This window comes from Arthrobacter sp. 10T419 (assembly GCF_056394105.1).
On sequence record NZ_JBFTHF010000012.1, the window covers coordinates 39,197 to 52,989 of the forward strand.

A 13,793-nucleotide genomic window follows, 5' to 3' on the forward strand; every position below is an offset into this window, starting at 1 on the left:
ACAACCATATCAAGCGGCTTGGGGACGCCGCCCTCACTCCACGAAAAGGGGACGAGCATGCGCGATCAACGGTCCTGCGCTGGGGCGCCCCGGGTCCACCCGGCAGTCGTGAACGTCAATTCGCTGATTTCGCTGGGCATTCGGGGCCGGAGCGACGCGACACGCGGGTTTGTTTTCTGTAAACAAATCCCCGGATGCCTTCGAAAGCAGTGCTAGTTTCGACTCAGTCGATAGCTGTAAACAGAAACCTGATAGTGATCGACCGCAAGTAGCACCAGCGATGAAGCAGCCGCAACCGCAGGTTGTGCGAGATTCAAAGGACATGACCATGAGCGCAGTAATCAATCGTGGAGGCGGACGGCCCAGCAAGGGACTCCGCAAATACATTGGCTTCCGCACGCAGGCTAAGACCGCGGAGGACGTTCAGATGATCGCTGCCGCCAAGGGCATGACTGTCACAGACTACGTTTCATCCGCCGTAGACCGTTCCCTGCGCGAAGATCTGGCTCTGCTGGATCACTTCGCACACCAGGAGGAACTGCCGATACGCATAGCCTCATAACAGAAGAAGGCCCGCACTAGGCGGGCCTTCGAAGCTGAAGATCCACGATCCGGGAAGCTTGCCGGCGAACAGATCGTAGATCGGATAGAAGACCTTCACAGGGCTTCATTTGTGTTGCAAACCGATCTTGCAGGATCGGTCCTTAACCATTCCCTCGACAGGAACATCATCATCGTACAACAGCACGGTCGCGTGCTGCCAGCCCAATACGGGGATGGCGTGTCGCGCGAGCCATCCTCTGCTCACAGCCCCGCTCAGGCCTGGGCTGCCCTGGCACCTATCCTTGCTGGCCAGCCCCGTGTTCGACTCTCCCGGGACGCCGGCAAGACCTACCCGCAGAAGCACGAACGCGCCCTCTGCGAGACGCTACCCACACTTCCCGCCGCGGTGCGTATTTTCGGTAAAGACGGCACATGCGCTGCGATCTTCCTCGACTTCGACTCCTCGGTAGCCGGTGTCGACTGGGTTTTGGCGGACGTCCGCGCCGTCCAGGCCTGGCTCCACTCGTTCGGGGCGCGGTGGATCGAGGACTACTCGCCAAACGGCGGCCGCCACATCTACATCCCGCTTGCTCAAAGGGTCACCTTCTCTGAAGCGCGCGATCTTGTAGAGGCCCTGGGCACCCGGTACCGGACACTGGACAAGACCCCGCACCAGAACCTTCTCCACGGCTGCATGCGGACCCCGGGTTCCCCGCACAAACGCGGCGGCCACCAAGAGCTAGCCATGTCGTTATCCATGGCCTACGACGTCGCCCGCCGGCCAAACCCGACCGACATCTGGGCAGCCATGACCGCTGACCTGGCGGGCGAAATCAACGCTGCGCGGGCGCTCCGGCTTGAGGAACCCTTCGCTCCGGCAGCCGATGCGGCACCCGCGGTCAAGCACCCGGCCGGCCGAATGTCACGGGTTATGCAACTTATGGCGCAGACCGGACTCTACGACACCACCCGGTACGCCACCGACTCAGACGCCCGTCAGGCGATCGTCACCGGAGCAGCCGCCGCTGGCCTCCAGCTCGTCGACGTGGAACGCCGCATGAAGCAAGGGACCTGGCCCGGGCTGGCCTCCTTCTACGCCCGGTACGCCTCCCGCCACCGGATTCCGGCTCTGCGCCGGGACTGGATCAACGCCGTCGCCTATCTCAAAAAGAGTGCACCCGCGGACGGGAATGACAATGTCCGTAGATCCCCCACAAGCCAGCCAAATACACAGCCCCCTGTACTAAAGGGTTCGAATCCAATTTCGCTGAATCCTGGTGCTGAGCACCAGTTCATTAGGACATGGAGGAACGCGCTTCGGATCAGTGAGGTGCACTACCAGGAATCCAGAACAGGAATGGCACGAAGAATGGTGCTGAGATCTCTCGGTGAGGCAGCCCACATGACCGGGTCCCGGTTTATTGAATTCGGGGTGAGGTCAATGGCTGTGGCCACGGGTCTGGATCACACCACCGTGGCTCTCCACTTGAAGGCGCTTCGGACAGAGAAGGACCCGCTCGTTACCTTGGTGGAAGAAGCTCGCGGGACTAAGGGCGATCTGTACATGCTGACCGTCCCCGAAGAACTGAAGACGGCCGCCGAGGATGCAGTATGGCAGAAAGGAAAGATCCACGCAGTACGCCCCGTCTTCCGGGAACTGGGCCTGCCGGCGGCGTTCGTCTACGAAGCACTCGAGAACTCCCCCGCCATGCCGATCGCCGAAATCGTGCGCGTTACCCGGCTCTCGAGGTCAGCGGTAAACGAAGCACTGGAAATCTTGGCGGCCTGGAACTTGGTGGCGCGGAATGCCGGGAAGTCCTGGGCCGTGGTGTCATCGACGTCGTTGAGACAACTCGCTGAACAACTCGGCGTCCTGGAGGCGGTCGCTGCGCAGCTGCAGCGCTACAAGCAGGACCGGATAATCTGGCGCGAATGGCTGGCCAAACACGTCAACACCGTCGCCGAGCTCCTCTCCCCCAGCGAAGACTACCCGTGGGAGACATTCGAAGGGCCGCCCGATGAATGGACCCTCGCAGACGTCGCATTCAGTAGAGCCGGCTAGGGTCAACGCCGAAGTTTTGTGTGTTCAGCATTCCTCTGCCGAGGGCCAGCCCACTAACTTCGTGCCATAACCTAAGCCATAAGAACTATAGGAGGGATGGCCGCATCCCATAGCGATGAGTCCCTCACTCCTTCGCGGTTAGGCGTGCGGGGACGTGAAGCTTGAAGACTGCGGAGACAAGGGCGCTGCGTGACGGAGCGCCGAACTCCACGACTTTCTCATCCAGCCAGGCGACCTGCAGACCGTCGAGTCGCAGCTGAATTTGGATGCCGGCCTCTCCCCTTTTTCGAGGTGCGCGCCGCGGCATGCCCGATCTCGTCAACATCGTCTCCACCGTGAACTCCCCCGATATCTGCTCTTCATCCAGAGCCTCAAAGGCATCGATGAGCAGATCCGCGTATGTCGTTCGGGCGTGGTACACAGCATCCTTGACGTCGGCGAGCAAGGCCGGCGGCAGGTAGACCCCGACGTTGCGCAGCCCCCCAGGCACCGTCTCGGAGGCCTTCACTGCAGATGCGGCGCCCCGCTTAGCCGCCGGTTGCTGCCGCGGAGCTGGTTTCTGAGTCTGAGTGGTCGCAGAAACCAGCTCGGGCTCAACAGTGCTGCGCTCCCGCTCTTTCGTCGATGTCTGCTCGACGGTACGACCCTGTTCGATATTGGACTCGAGTTCAGACGTGGGCGGAACTTGGACGGTCTTCTCCGCCAGCGCTTCCGCTGATCTCTCAGGCGACTCGGGTTCCTTGGCCGGGGCTGGCGCTTGGGCAGCGCTCCCCCGCCGCTTCGGTGCGAGTAGGCCCTGCAACGCTGCCCCGCGCGCGGGAGCTACGGATGGCGCGAAAGCACCAGAAAGGTTAGGCCGGCCGCTCATGCCTGGTTCCCGCTTTCGATCTCGTTAAGGCGGGCCAGTATCTCGCCGGTCAACTGCTCGTATTCTTCAGCCAGTCCCCCGGCGTTGCGTGAGAAGAACCCTTCTGCGGGCTTCTCCCCTGCCCGGAGGGCCTTTAGGCGTTTCTTCTGGGCGTCGGTGACTGCACCCTCCAACTCGTGGAACAGCAGGCCCTTGCGGCGTGCGTCCGCGCTGGCGCTCTCCAGGTTCCGGATCCGGGTTTCGAAGACGGGGGCGACGGTGCCGAGCATCTCTTCCAGCGTGTCTCGTACGCTGCGTTCCAGGCGCAACGAGCGGGGTCCGACGCCGAACAGGACGATGCCGGCCAGTTGCAAGTTCGGATTCCGGTCCCGGACGGCCATAAAGCGGCGGGCGATGCGTTCCACGCCGTCGATGCTCGCGTCATCGGAGCGTGTAGGAATCACGACGGCGCTGGAGATAGCGAAAGCGCCCTCAACGAGAATCCGTTCTCCCGGAGGGGTGTCTATCAGGATGAGGTCATAGTCGTCCGCCAGAGGCGCGAGGACGGTGTAAAGCATGTCGCCGAAGTCGCCGGCGTCCGAGCGGCTGGAACGCGAGAGCATGATTCCTTGGATATCTTCGAGGTCTTGACCGCCGGGGATGACATCTAGATTCTCACGGACGTTGCGGAGGATCATCGGCGCTGTCCCGGCGATGAGTGCTTGGAACAGCTCCCGACCGCTTTGACGTTCATAACCGAGATCCCGAGCCAGGTCGCCCTGGGGGTCGAGGTCGACCATTAGAACCCGCGAACCGGCTAAGGCGACGTATCCGCCAACGTTTGCCGCGGTCGTGGTTTTACCCACTCCCCCTTTGCCGTTAGCCAAGGATATGACCCGGTCAATTGCCCGTGTTTCGCGGGATTTCGGGGGTACTGAGGCTTGCAGTGATCGTGCCATCGGCCGGTCATTCTCCTACGTACTGGAAGGCGGACGTTCCTGCCTCTAAGGCTACGTGCGCTGATGCGTGGTCCTTGGTAGTGACACGCGTTTGAAGCGAGGCGGAGCGTGTTGTCGGACGTCTAACCCTGCTATCCATGGGTTCACTCGTGCGGTTGCATGCCTGAAAGCGCGTCGGGTAACTGGCACGTACGCACGTTGGTTATAAGGCGGAAGAACAAGCGTGAATAGATGCATTGGCTCAAGTACGGAAGCTAGCGGTGCGTTCGGTATGACGCTACGCCGCATCTAGTGCTTTTGTCTGTGCATCACTTATGGCGCGCCTTATGGCATGGCGTATGGCGCATGAGTGGAAAAGTCGGCGTGAAAGTCTGGCGGCTTCCTATGGACGGAAAATCCAGTCCTGACGCAGCCAATGCTCCTTTGACGGTAAAGACGTCAATAACGGCATTGGAGTCAAAGCAAGGGCGGAGGGCGGCCGTCTCTAGAACTGGCTATCCGGAGTGGACTAGTCGCCGGTTCGGATCACGAGAAGCTTATGGCCCTCTGGAATGCTGCCATTGAGAGCTTCGCGGGCATCTTCATAAGTTGCCTCTTGGGCGCTCACGCGCTCCTGGCTGCCCTCGGGTGCTTGGATTGTGCCAATAATTTCCACCTAGTCACCATATGCCTGGGTTGGAAGGGCGTGCCGCGCGAACTTCCGGACTTGCCGGTCCCCGGGCGGTAGTCTTTGGCCCAGCGGCCCTCGGCGGCCGGCAGATCAACCGAAGGAGCACCTGTGGCAGGCAGGTTCGAGGTCTACAAAGACAAATCCGGCGGATACCGTTTCCGTCTCAAGGCCGGTAACGGCGAAGTGATCGCCTCATCGGAGAGCTACAAGTCCAAGGCCAGCGCTCTGAACGGCGTCGAGTCCGTGAAGAAGAACGCAGACGCCGCGGTCGTGGACGTGACCGAAGAGTCCTGACCGTAGTCCAGGTCCCTAAAGGACCCGGCCGCCCCAAAAGGCGGCCGGGTTCTTCCTCGTCCAGGCCCGGCTCGGCACTCCACACGTGCTTTCAAAGGGGTCTACTGCCAGTGAAACGACTCAAGGGCGTTCATCAGGGGAGTGGGGGCGGCGTTCAAACGGTCCACGGGCCGGGCTCCGGCCAGGTCTCGGGACTTGGTGACCATCCATACCGTGAAGTAGTTGTGCGGGAGCTTCAGCTCCATCGCCCGCCGGAACAGCAGCGTGACCGTTGGGTGGAGATGGCCACCGGGGAGGAACTGGAATCCCGGGCAGAAGGTCCCGTCATCAATGAAGACTCGGACGAGCTGGCGCATGATCGGTTCCGGGTCTTCCACGAGTTCAGAGAGCCGGCGGCGGACCTGGTCGAGGGTTGGCAAGGTGAACTCGGTGCGGATTTCCGCCCAGGTCTGATCGCTGATCGTTTGATGGATCACTGTGGCCTAGTCGCTGAGGCTTTCCAGCAGCCACTGGGTCGAAAGGGGGTTTCGGCGAAGGGTGAAGGTCCGCAGTGGGGAGTTGGATCCGAGGCGGACCTGGACCTGCCAGTATTCGACGCTTACGACGTCGCCTGCGCCCACCGCTGCGGTCCGGCGGGTGTCCCACCAGGCGTCCCGGGCGAACCAGTGCACCGGGTCCGCAGCCACGGCCCAGATGCGTCCGTCGAACCGGACGGCGAGGGGAGCGCCGGCGGCGGTAAAGCGGACGTCGACCTCGACGTCCAGGGTTGTTTCATTCGCTACTGCTGTCACGGTCTACGCGCTCTCCCAAATTTCTGGTCATCATGTCTTGCCGGCGGGTCACTGCCGAGCTCCACACCCAGGTCCGGTACGTCACCGGCCCGTCCTTCCACGTCACTTCAGCGGCTTTGGCGGTCCAGGCGTACACCTCGCCATCGACCAGCTCCGCACAGTTCGGGAACCGGATCCACGCCTTCACCGGGATGCCGGGGAAGCCGTTCTTGACGGGGAAGTGCTCGAAATCGAGCTCTTCCACTGTCAGCCCTATCGGGCCGGCCCGCCGCGCGTACTGCGCTTGCAGCCTGCTCGCCTGCTCCGGTCCCATACCACCACTTTAGAACATATGTTCGAATAGACACGCCAAAGAAAAGCAGGAATCCGGCGGATTGCATCAGATGCCGAAGTCCCGCGAAAACCAGTATGGACGAGGGGTACGACAACTACTGCACGCAGCGGGACGGGCCTGTTGAGAGGGAATACCTACCGCTTGGTGGAGTCCGTACCTGGTGAGGGTTCCGAGGCCACGATGTCCAAGACGTGTGCGTAGTTCTGGAGGAGGGTAGGTGTCCTCATGTTGAGGCGTCTCTCGGCTATCGAAACCACGGAAACCGCGGTGGTTCGCGTGACGCGCACACATGGGCTGCCTTCCACGATGACTTCCCAGTAGGCGCCCGGAACGGTGTGCGTGAGGAGATCACCGTAAAACATGCCGATGGCAGGGGCTAGCTCTGCCAAAGCTGCTCTGTCATCGAGTCCGTCTATGAGACGGTCGATGACGCAAAGACCCTCTTTGGTGCGTGGAAGCTCGGTCCCGAGTGCGTGGAAGTAGATGAGCAGCTCTTCATAACCGCCGACGTTGGTTGGTCGAGGAGTCGATGCGGGATTCTGAACTGGTTTGTAGTCGGCGTAATAGCGGGCGATCCCCGCTGGGAGTTCCTGAAGAGGCTCGCCCGAGGGGACTGGGTCCGTCATCTGGAAAGAATACTTCCGGGGGCTATTCGCCGGAAAGCTACTCGCCGGATTACCGATACCGCTTCCGACCGCTGAACTAATTATGGGCCACCCCTACGACAATCTTCGCCAGTGCGTTCTGAGCGCCCGGTTGTGCCCATTGGGGACAGCTCTGAGCTGTGCGGAGGGCTCCACCTGCCCCCAATGGGCACAACCGGGGAGGACTGAGCCGTACGGGGCCGTTCAGCGACGCGCAGCGCGGCCCCTCGTTCTTCCTTGCTGCCAGCCCGGGATTGCAGCGTCGAGCTGGGCGGCCTTGTCGGGGGAGAGGGTGCCTTCCCTGAACTTCTGGCGCTGGCCGTGGGTCCACACCCCGAGGACGCGCTCCTCCTCGGTGTCGTATTCGCGGTGACGCGGCCAGTCGTTCCCCTCGGCACGGTAGCGCACCAGCTCTGCCAGCCGGGCATGCCAGCGTGCTTCATCTGCAGCTGTCCTGGCGTTGGTGTCCCAGCCGGGGATCCGGGCCAGCCCGTCCCGGTAGGAGGGGTGAAGCGTCCCGGCGGCCGCCTCGCTGCGGCGTTGCCTGATCCACGCCTCCATGGAACGCTCTGCCTGGTCCGCGGAACGACCGCGCGGCAGCCGGCCTGCCCCGGTGACCCAGGCGATGACTTCCTCCATTCGCGCCACAGCCGCCGCAGACGGCGCTACCCCGGCGGCGCGGTGCGCCGCTTCAAGCTGGGGATCCTGGAAGCGGGCTACGCGCAGGTGGTAGCCGACGGTCGCCGGCGGGGCGCGGACCAGAGCGGCGATGCGGTCCCGGCCCAGCCCGAGACGGTACATCAGCACCCACTCCGGGTACGGGGCCTTCCGCATCAGTCTGTCCATGATGGGGCTCATCCTGCCACGAGGATTCGCGTCGAAGAAGGGAACCGGGCGGGTGCCGCGGCGTCCGGGGAGGGACTGGCTTCCGCTGCGCTCCAACCAGTTATCGGGCGTCCGCTGGCGCGGCCGGCTGTTGGGTCCAGGGCTTCCGTCGCAGAGCTCCGAAGTCCCTGGCCCTGGTGTTTACGTCTTCGACGATGCTCCTATAGTCGTCAAATTGCTGTTGATCGTGCTTTTTAGTGGTTGGCTCGCTCAGCTGGTGCGGACGGTGGGAGGCAGGGGTTGGCTGCGTCGTAGGTGGGCGGCCGTTATTGCCAGCCAGGTCCAAGCGAGGACTACGGCTGCTGTGAAGCTAAGAACGATGACGGCTGACGTTGACCCGCTGGCAATGCCGACGAAGGCGGCGAGAAAGAGGATTCCGGTAGCAAGGGAGAATGCTCCGAGCCTCCGGTTTTCGGATGTGTAGAACCGGCGGGCCATAACGCAGCAGGCAGCGATGAAGGCGGCAAAGCCAATCCCTGCGGTAACGAAGTGAAGAAACCCGTGGAGGGACCCGGAGATAGGGGGTCCGGGAGGTGCGCCTTGAGGGAATCCGTTCATGGGATCGGCGGTGAAAATCCCCGCACCCACTAATCCGGCACCGTAGATTCCGACGAGAACCGGCCCCCAGGTGGCTCCTCGTCCGGGGTTGAGTGCGCGACGGAATCCGACGGCGGTCAGGAGGGTTAGGGCGCCGGTGAGGATCAGGTTTGTGGTTTGCATCCAGCCTAGGTCGCCGTTGGCTAGGACGCTGAGGTCGTTATGTGCCGCGTCGAAGCCCGGGCGAAGAAACGCCTGGGCATAGCTGACCAGAAGGTATAGGGGGCCGGCGGTGATGCCACAGGCCAGCAATACCCGCGTGGCAGAGGAGGCGGGCGGGCGTCGTTGGGATCCCTGATGTTCGGTCTGATAGCTGATTTTGGGCATGGTCTATTCCGGTCTGTGGGCGAAATGAATTTGGTGAGAGTGGTCAACGGGTCAGTTGGTGAAGAACCCGCGGAGTTCGGCTGCCATTGCTGCGTCTGAGACTTGGTGTGTTTGGCCCTCGAGGGTGCGGTGAAGGGCCTGGGGGATCGCGGCGGCTGTTGTTGCTTGAGCTGAGGTCATGACCGGGGCGGCTTTTCCACCGACCATGACAAGGGTCGGCACCGTGATTTTGGCGAACCGGCCGGTGGGTGCGGTGAAGTTGTTGGTAACGGCAATTTCATTGGGGAGGGTGTTGGCGGCGTCCTTTTGGCTCTTCCAGATCTTTGGCATGAGGCGCAGCATGAGGGGCACAAATGCAGGGACGCCGATCATCTTGACCAAGAAGTAGGAGACCATCGCGCCGCGCTTGTTTTGGGCGAGCAGTGAGTTCAGGTGCCCGGCGTGGTCGACGGGCGTTCCGTCGACGTTCCCGATTCCCGTGTAGGGGGCCTCGTAGGTGGCGAGCTTGCGCATCGGGATACCCGCCGCTGCTGCTTCGAGGGCGAGGGCCGCACCGGAGGAGATGCCATAGACGTAGGGGTCTCCGCCCGCATGGGTGATGACGGCGGCTAGGTCTTCGATTTCGCGTTCCACGGAGTAGGGCCGTGTATCACCGCTGTCGCCGCGGCCGCGACGGTCGTAGAAGTACACGGTGAAGGAGTCGGCCAGCGTGGTGGCCAGGGCCCGCGCCGGGCCGAAGGACCGGCCGCAGAAGGCGCCGTCAACCAGGACCAGGGAGGGGCCGGAGCCGATGTGTTCGACGGAGATGGGGGTTCCGTCCGCTGAGGTGATCTGGGTGACCTGGCTTTGGGCGGCGCTGGTTTTCATGCTGTGGGCCTTTCGAGGAGGGTGTCGAGTTTGGTGAAGGACAGTATCCATCCGGCGTGGGTCATGTCCCGGATCTCGTCGGTGAACGGGCCTTGATGGAGGGTCATGCGCGTCCGGTCGCCGTGATCGTGGAACTGAAGCCGCAGCACGACGTCGTCCACGGGCCCAGCCTCGGTCAGCGCTGTCAGTTGAATCTCGAGGGATTCCGGTGCCTGAAAGGCGGTGATGCGCCCCCGGATGGGGTGGCTGGCCCCGGTAGCGTTGTCGACCATGGTCAACTCCCACCGGCCCTGCTCCACGAGCTCCACGATGATGCTGTCCACGGGTACGTGAACTCCTTCAGGCCCGAACCATGAGGCGAGGAGTTGGGGTTCGGTCCAGAACCGCCAGACCGTGTCCCTGGGGGCGGCGAAAGAGCGGGAAATGAAAACATCGTGTTCTGTGACTTCCTGCTGGCGCCCCTCAGACATCTCGGCCCTTTCCCGTAGGTGGGGTGTCGCGCTGAAACGAGGCCAGCGCGCCGTCGAGTTTGTCGAAGGACTCACCCCAAAACTTCTTGTACCGCTCCATGTACTCGCTCGCTTCCTTAAGCCGGTCGGGCTCCAGATGACTGAACCGGGCAGTCGCTACCCGGTTCCGGGAGATCAGGCCAGCATTTTCCAATACCTTCAAATGCCTCGAAATCGCCGGTTGGCTGATCCTGAAAGGCGCCGCGAGGTCGGACACCTGCGCGTCACCGTCAGCGAGCCGCTGCAGAATAGCCCGCCGAGTCGGATCGGCCAACGCCGCGAACACTGCACTCAATTCATCAACCATCAAAACCATAACCTTGTCGTTATATAACCTTGTGGTTTTAGAGTAAGTCTGGTTTGAGTAAAGCGTCAAGCCTTGAGTCTCAGCTAACGGCGCCCGGTAACGCATTTGTCCTTGCTGCAGCTGTCGTCGGAGGTGTGCGGCGTGGCATTTCGGCCTGGTCGATGAGCCATTTCCGGTAGGCGCCGGCCAGGGCATCGTTGCGGATATGTCCGCGTTCCAGACGCGAAATGATGGAAACCCATTGACCAAGTTCGCCGGCGACGGTCGTTAAGGTCATGCCGAGGTCTGTCCGCCTGCGGCGGAGGTCGGAGTTGTCGGGTGCGGGCCGGGGATTGGTGATCTGACGGTAGATTTCCCTGGCTGCGTAGCGTTTGAGGCAGCGCATGATTTCGCGTTTGCTCTTTCCCTCGGACGTGCGTTTAGCCACGTACTCCTTGGTCCGTTGGCACGAGCCCATGCGCACCAGAACAACCTGGTGCAAGGCATTATTGGCGCTGCGGTCGCCGCCCCTGCTGAGCCGGTGGCGGGTTGTCTTGCCCGATGAGGCTGGCACCGGGGCGACGCCGACGAGCGAAGCGAACTGGGCCTCGTTCCCCAGACGGTCCGGATTGTCCCCGACGGTGATCAACAACTGGCTGGCCACTTCGGTTCCGACTCCTGGGAGATCACAAAGCATCGGAGCATAGCCGTCCAGGATTTCCTTGAGTGCAGCGTCAGCAGCCGCGATTTCCGTTCCCAGCGCTTGGCATCGGGCTGCCAACGCCTTGAGCGTCAGCAGAGTCACGTACTCGGGGTCAGCCATATGCCCGGAAGGTCTCGTGCGCTGCAGGGCAGGAATCAGCGCTGAGGTGGCCAGCGCCCGGTATTTCGCCCGGATCTTGTCCCGGGCTGAAACGAGGAGCGCCTTGATCTGGTTGATGGCCGCAGTGCGGGCCTTGATGGCTGATGCGCGCCCGGAACGTACGATCCGCAGGCATTCGACGGGGCCGTCTTTGGCCTTAGGGATCGCCTTGGTCCGCCCCTCGAGCACGGACTTGGCGGCCTGGTAGGCATCCAACGGGTCTGACTTCCCTTTGAGGCGACGGGCGGCCCGGTTCGGGCGGTTTACCTCCAGCACGGTGAGCCCTTCACCCCGAAGAGTTCGGGCGAGTTCGGCACCGTAGGAGCCTGTTCCTTCGACCCCGACGGCTACGACTGTGCCGTAGGAAGTGATGAAGTCGATGATTTTCCGGTATCCGGATCCCACGGCCAGGAATTCCCTGTCTGCAAGGGGTTTGCCGTGTTCGTTGATCACGGCTACGTGGTGTGTGTCGGCGTGGGTGTCGATACCCGCGATGACTTTTATTGGTTCGCTTGCCAAGATGGAAATTGCCCCTCAGTCGCGTCGAATGCTGATTGATCGGGCGCGGGCCAGGTGGGCAGACAAAACGGTAATGGGACTGGTCGTATCAGGCTCCTATGAGGTCATGTCCGCCTGGCCCGACACCCCTTTTAACGGACCTTGAGCCGGCGGACAGATCGTCGGGAAGACAGTGCCGCCTGGTACGTCAATTTTTGGCTGGGTCACGCCGGCTCAAGGACTGTTCCAGTATTACCGTTTTTTGGCTGCTGTCCTTATGTTGTTACCGGGGTCAGTTCCTCGGCCATTGTAGGGTCGTGGCTACCCAGGGGAGGAGGGTATGGCTTTGGTTGCTGTGCCGGACATTTTGTGTGACGGCTTCGAAGGATTGGCCGCCCGCCACCCCGCGATGACCTGACCGCTGATTGAGAGACGCGACATGATCGCCGAATAAGGACACGACGGCGCGGTTATCTGCTGGGCCTTGACCCAAACCGACAGACTGGAGGCTGTTCTTGGTGCACCTATGGGCCGGAATCGACGCCGGCAAAGCCCACCATCACTGCGTCGTGATCGACGCCGACGGAAACCGGCTGCTCTCCCAACGAGTCCCTAACGACGAACCAGCCCTGCTCGACCTCATCGCTGCCGTCCTGAGACTCGGGAACGGGGACGAGGTCATCTGGGCGACCGACCTGAACCACGGCGGACCCGCGCTGCTCATCGCCATCCTCCTCGCCCACGGCCAGAACATCCTCTACATCCCCGGCCGGATCGTCCACCACGCCTCCAAGCTCTACCGCGGCGAAGGCAAGACGGACGCCAAAGACGCCGCCGTGATCGCCGACCAGGCCAGGATGCGCAAAGACCTGCAACCCCTGCGCGCAGGGGACGAGATCAGCACCGGACTGCGGCTCCTCACCGCCCGCCGGGCCGACAAATCCGCGGACCGGGTCCGGGCGATCAACCGCCTGCAGGCCCAGCTGCTCGAATACTTCCCCGCCCTGGAACGGGCCTTCGACTACAGCCGTTCCAAAGCCGCTCTGCTGCTACTGACCAAACACCGCACCCCGGACGGGATCCGCCGCACCGGCCAGACCAGGCTGCATGCCTGGCTGAAGAAAAACGGCAGCCGCTCCGCCGCCGCGGTCGCCCAGGCCGCCGTCGACGCCGCGAAATCCCAGCACACCACCGTCCCGGCCCAGCACCTCGGGGAACAGATCGTCGCCGCCCTCGCCCGGGAAATCATCACCCTCGACAAGGAGCTGGCAGAGCTAGATGCGCTGATCAGCGAGAAAGTCACCGAACACCGGCACACCTCGTCCCTGCTCAGCATGCCCGGTTTCGGGCCCGTCCTCGCCGCCGAGTTCCTCGGCGCCACCGGCGGAGACCTCACCGTCTTCGAAACCGCGGACCGGTTCGCCGGCGTCGCCGGCCTCGCGCCCGCACCGCGGGACTCCGGCAGAATCAGCGGCAACCACCACCGCCCCCGACGCTACGACCGCCGGCTCTTGCGGGTCTTCTACCTCTCCGGCCTCTCAGCCCTAAAAAGCTGCCCCGCCTCCCGCACCTACTACGACCGAAAACGCACCGAAGGCAAAACCCACATCCAAGCCATGCTCGCCCTGGCTAGACGACGCCTCAACGTCCTCTGGGCCATGCTCCGCGACGGAACCCTATATACGCCGGTACCCGTGCCGACGCCGGCGCCGCCACTGGCCGCCTAACATAGGACGCGTTCGGAGAATCCGCTTTTCAGCGCTGACGGCCGACGTCCGGGCTGGCGCCCGCCTTGTATGCTCTGGTCAGGGGGTGTGG

Annotated in this window: 17 protein-coding genes; 4 read left to right on the plus strand and 13 right to left on the minus strand. The window is 62.7% G+C overall.

From position 1 onward, the window contains the following. The first annotated feature begins 328 nt into the window (after positions 1 to 328). On the plus strand, positions 329 to 562 hold the full coding sequence (locus AC1DBD_RS16980; protein ID WP_011689691.1) for a hypothetical protein: 234 nt from the start codon (positions 329 to 331) through the stop codon (positions 560 to 562). Positions 563 to 673: 111 nt separating this feature from the next. After that, on the plus strand, positions 674 to 2,605 hold the full coding sequence (locus AC1DBD_RS16985) for a MarR family transcriptional regulator (protein WP_476982591.1): 1,932 nt from the start codon (positions 674 to 676) through the stop codon (positions 2,603 to 2,605). Between the two features lie 124 nt (positions 2,606 to 2,729). Here AC1DBD_RS16985 and AC1DBD_RS16990 read toward each other — a convergent pair whose 3' ends face one another. The 3 genes from AC1DBD_RS16990 to AC1DBD_RS17000 all read right to left on the minus strand — a co-directional run bounded on the left by AC1DBD_RS16990 (position 2,730) and on the right by AC1DBD_RS17000 (position 5,066). Continuing rightward, positions 2,730 to 3,113 carry a hypothetical protein gene (locus AC1DBD_RS16990; protein WP_476982592.1) on the minus strand — a complete coding sequence of 128 codons (384 nt, stop codon included), beginning with the start codon at positions 3,111 to 3,113 and terminating at the stop codon, positions 2,730 to 2,732. Positions 3,114 to 3,469: 356 nt separating this feature from the next. Next, positions 3,470 to 4,411 (minus strand): ParA family protein, encoded by a 942-nt coding sequence (locus tag AC1DBD_RS16995; protein ID WP_400160549.1) that lies wholly within the window; start codon positions 4,409 to 4,411, stop codon positions 3,470 to 3,472. A gap of 508 nt (positions 4,412 to 4,919) precedes the next feature. Beyond that, complete coding sequence (locus AC1DBD_RS17000) at positions 4,920 to 5,066, minus strand: hypothetical protein (RefSeq protein WP_476982593.1); 147 nt, start codon at positions 5,064 to 5,066, stop codon at positions 4,920 to 4,922. Positions 5,067 to 5,189: 123 nt separating this feature from the next. On the opposite strand from AC1DBD_RS17000, the gene AC1DBD_RS17005 reads away from it, so the two are divergent. Continuing rightward, entirely contained in the window at positions 5,190 to 5,375 is a 186-nt protein-coding gene (locus AC1DBD_RS17005) for a YegP family protein (protein ID WP_476982594.1), read from the plus strand. 101 nt (positions 5,376 to 5,476) lie between these two features. Here the strand turns inward: AC1DBD_RS17005 and AC1DBD_RS17010 are convergent, their stop codons facing one another. The 10 genes from AC1DBD_RS17010 to AC1DBD_RS17055 all read right to left on the minus strand — a co-directional run bounded on the left by AC1DBD_RS17010 (position 5,477) and on the right by AC1DBD_RS17055 (position 11,996). Further along, positions 5,477 to 5,851, minus strand: a complete 375-nt coding sequence (locus AC1DBD_RS17010) for a hypothetical protein (RefSeq protein ID WP_476982595.1) — start codon at positions 5,849 to 5,851, stop codon at positions 5,477 to 5,479. A 6-nt stretch (positions 5,852 to 5,857) separates the two neighbouring features. Further along, positions 5,858 to 6,166, minus strand: coding sequence for a hypothetical protein (locus AC1DBD_RS17015; RefSeq protein WP_476982596.1), 309 nt, complete (start codon positions 6,164 to 6,166; stop codon positions 5,858 to 5,860). After that, on the minus strand, positions 6,147 to 6,479 hold the full coding sequence (locus tag AC1DBD_RS17020; RefSeq protein WP_400160553.1) for a hypothetical protein: 333 nt from the start codon (positions 6,477 to 6,479) through the stop codon (positions 6,147 to 6,149). The genes AC1DBD_RS17015 and AC1DBD_RS17020 overlap by 20 nt, the downstream gene beginning before the upstream one ends. A 155-nt stretch (positions 6,480 to 6,634) precedes the next feature. Then, positions 6,635 to 7,126, minus strand: a complete 492-nt coding sequence (locus tag AC1DBD_RS17025) for a DUF6278 family protein (protein WP_476982597.1) — start codon at positions 7,124 to 7,126, stop codon at positions 6,635 to 6,637. Between the two features lie 222 nt (positions 7,127 to 7,348). Next, complete coding sequence (locus tag AC1DBD_RS17030) at positions 7,349 to 7,990, minus strand: helicase associated domain-containing protein (RefSeq protein WP_476982598.1); 642 nt, start codon at positions 7,988 to 7,990, stop codon at positions 7,349 to 7,351. Between the two features lie 249 nt (positions 7,991 to 8,239). Further along, entirely contained in the window at positions 8,240 to 8,953 is a 714-nt protein-coding gene (locus AC1DBD_RS17035) for a DUF998 domain-containing protein (protein ID WP_285242556.1), read from the minus strand. A 51-nt stretch (positions 8,954 to 9,004) separates the two neighbouring features. Further along, positions 9,005 to 9,820: an alpha/beta fold hydrolase gene (locus tag AC1DBD_RS17040; RefSeq protein WP_285242557.1), complete on the minus strand. Its 816-nt coding sequence runs from the start codon at positions 9,818 to 9,820 to the stop codon at positions 9,005 to 9,007. Further along, positions 9,817 to 10,290, minus strand: a complete 474-nt coding sequence (locus AC1DBD_RS17045) for an SRPBCC family protein (RefSeq protein ID WP_441410705.1) — start codon at positions 10,288 to 10,290, stop codon at positions 9,817 to 9,819. The genes AC1DBD_RS17040 and AC1DBD_RS17045 overlap by 4 nt, the downstream gene beginning before the upstream one ends. Further along, entirely contained in the window at positions 10,283 to 10,705 is a 423-nt protein-coding gene (locus tag AC1DBD_RS17050) for an ArsR/SmtB family transcription factor (RefSeq protein WP_441410706.1), read from the minus strand. The genes AC1DBD_RS17045 and AC1DBD_RS17050 overlap by 8 nt, the downstream gene beginning before the upstream one ends. 10 nt (positions 10,706 to 10,715) lie before the next feature. Beyond that, positions 10,716 to 11,996 carry an IS110 family RNA-guided transposase gene (locus tag AC1DBD_RS17055; RefSeq protein WP_476982599.1) on the minus strand — a complete coding sequence of 427 codons (1,281 nt, stop codon included), beginning with the start codon at positions 11,994 to 11,996 and terminating at the stop codon, positions 10,716 to 10,718. Positions 11,997 to 12,490: 494 nt separating this feature from the next. Between AC1DBD_RS17055 and AC1DBD_RS17060 the strand changes: the two genes are divergently transcribed. Beyond that, the gene (locus AC1DBD_RS17060; protein WP_476982600.1) at positions 12,491 to 13,702 is read left to right on the plus strand and encodes an IS110 family RNA-guided transposase; all 1,212 of its coding nucleotides are present in this window, start codon (positions 12,491 to 12,493) and stop codon (positions 13,700 to 13,702) included. Positions 13,703 to 13,793 lie beyond the last annotated feature (91 nt).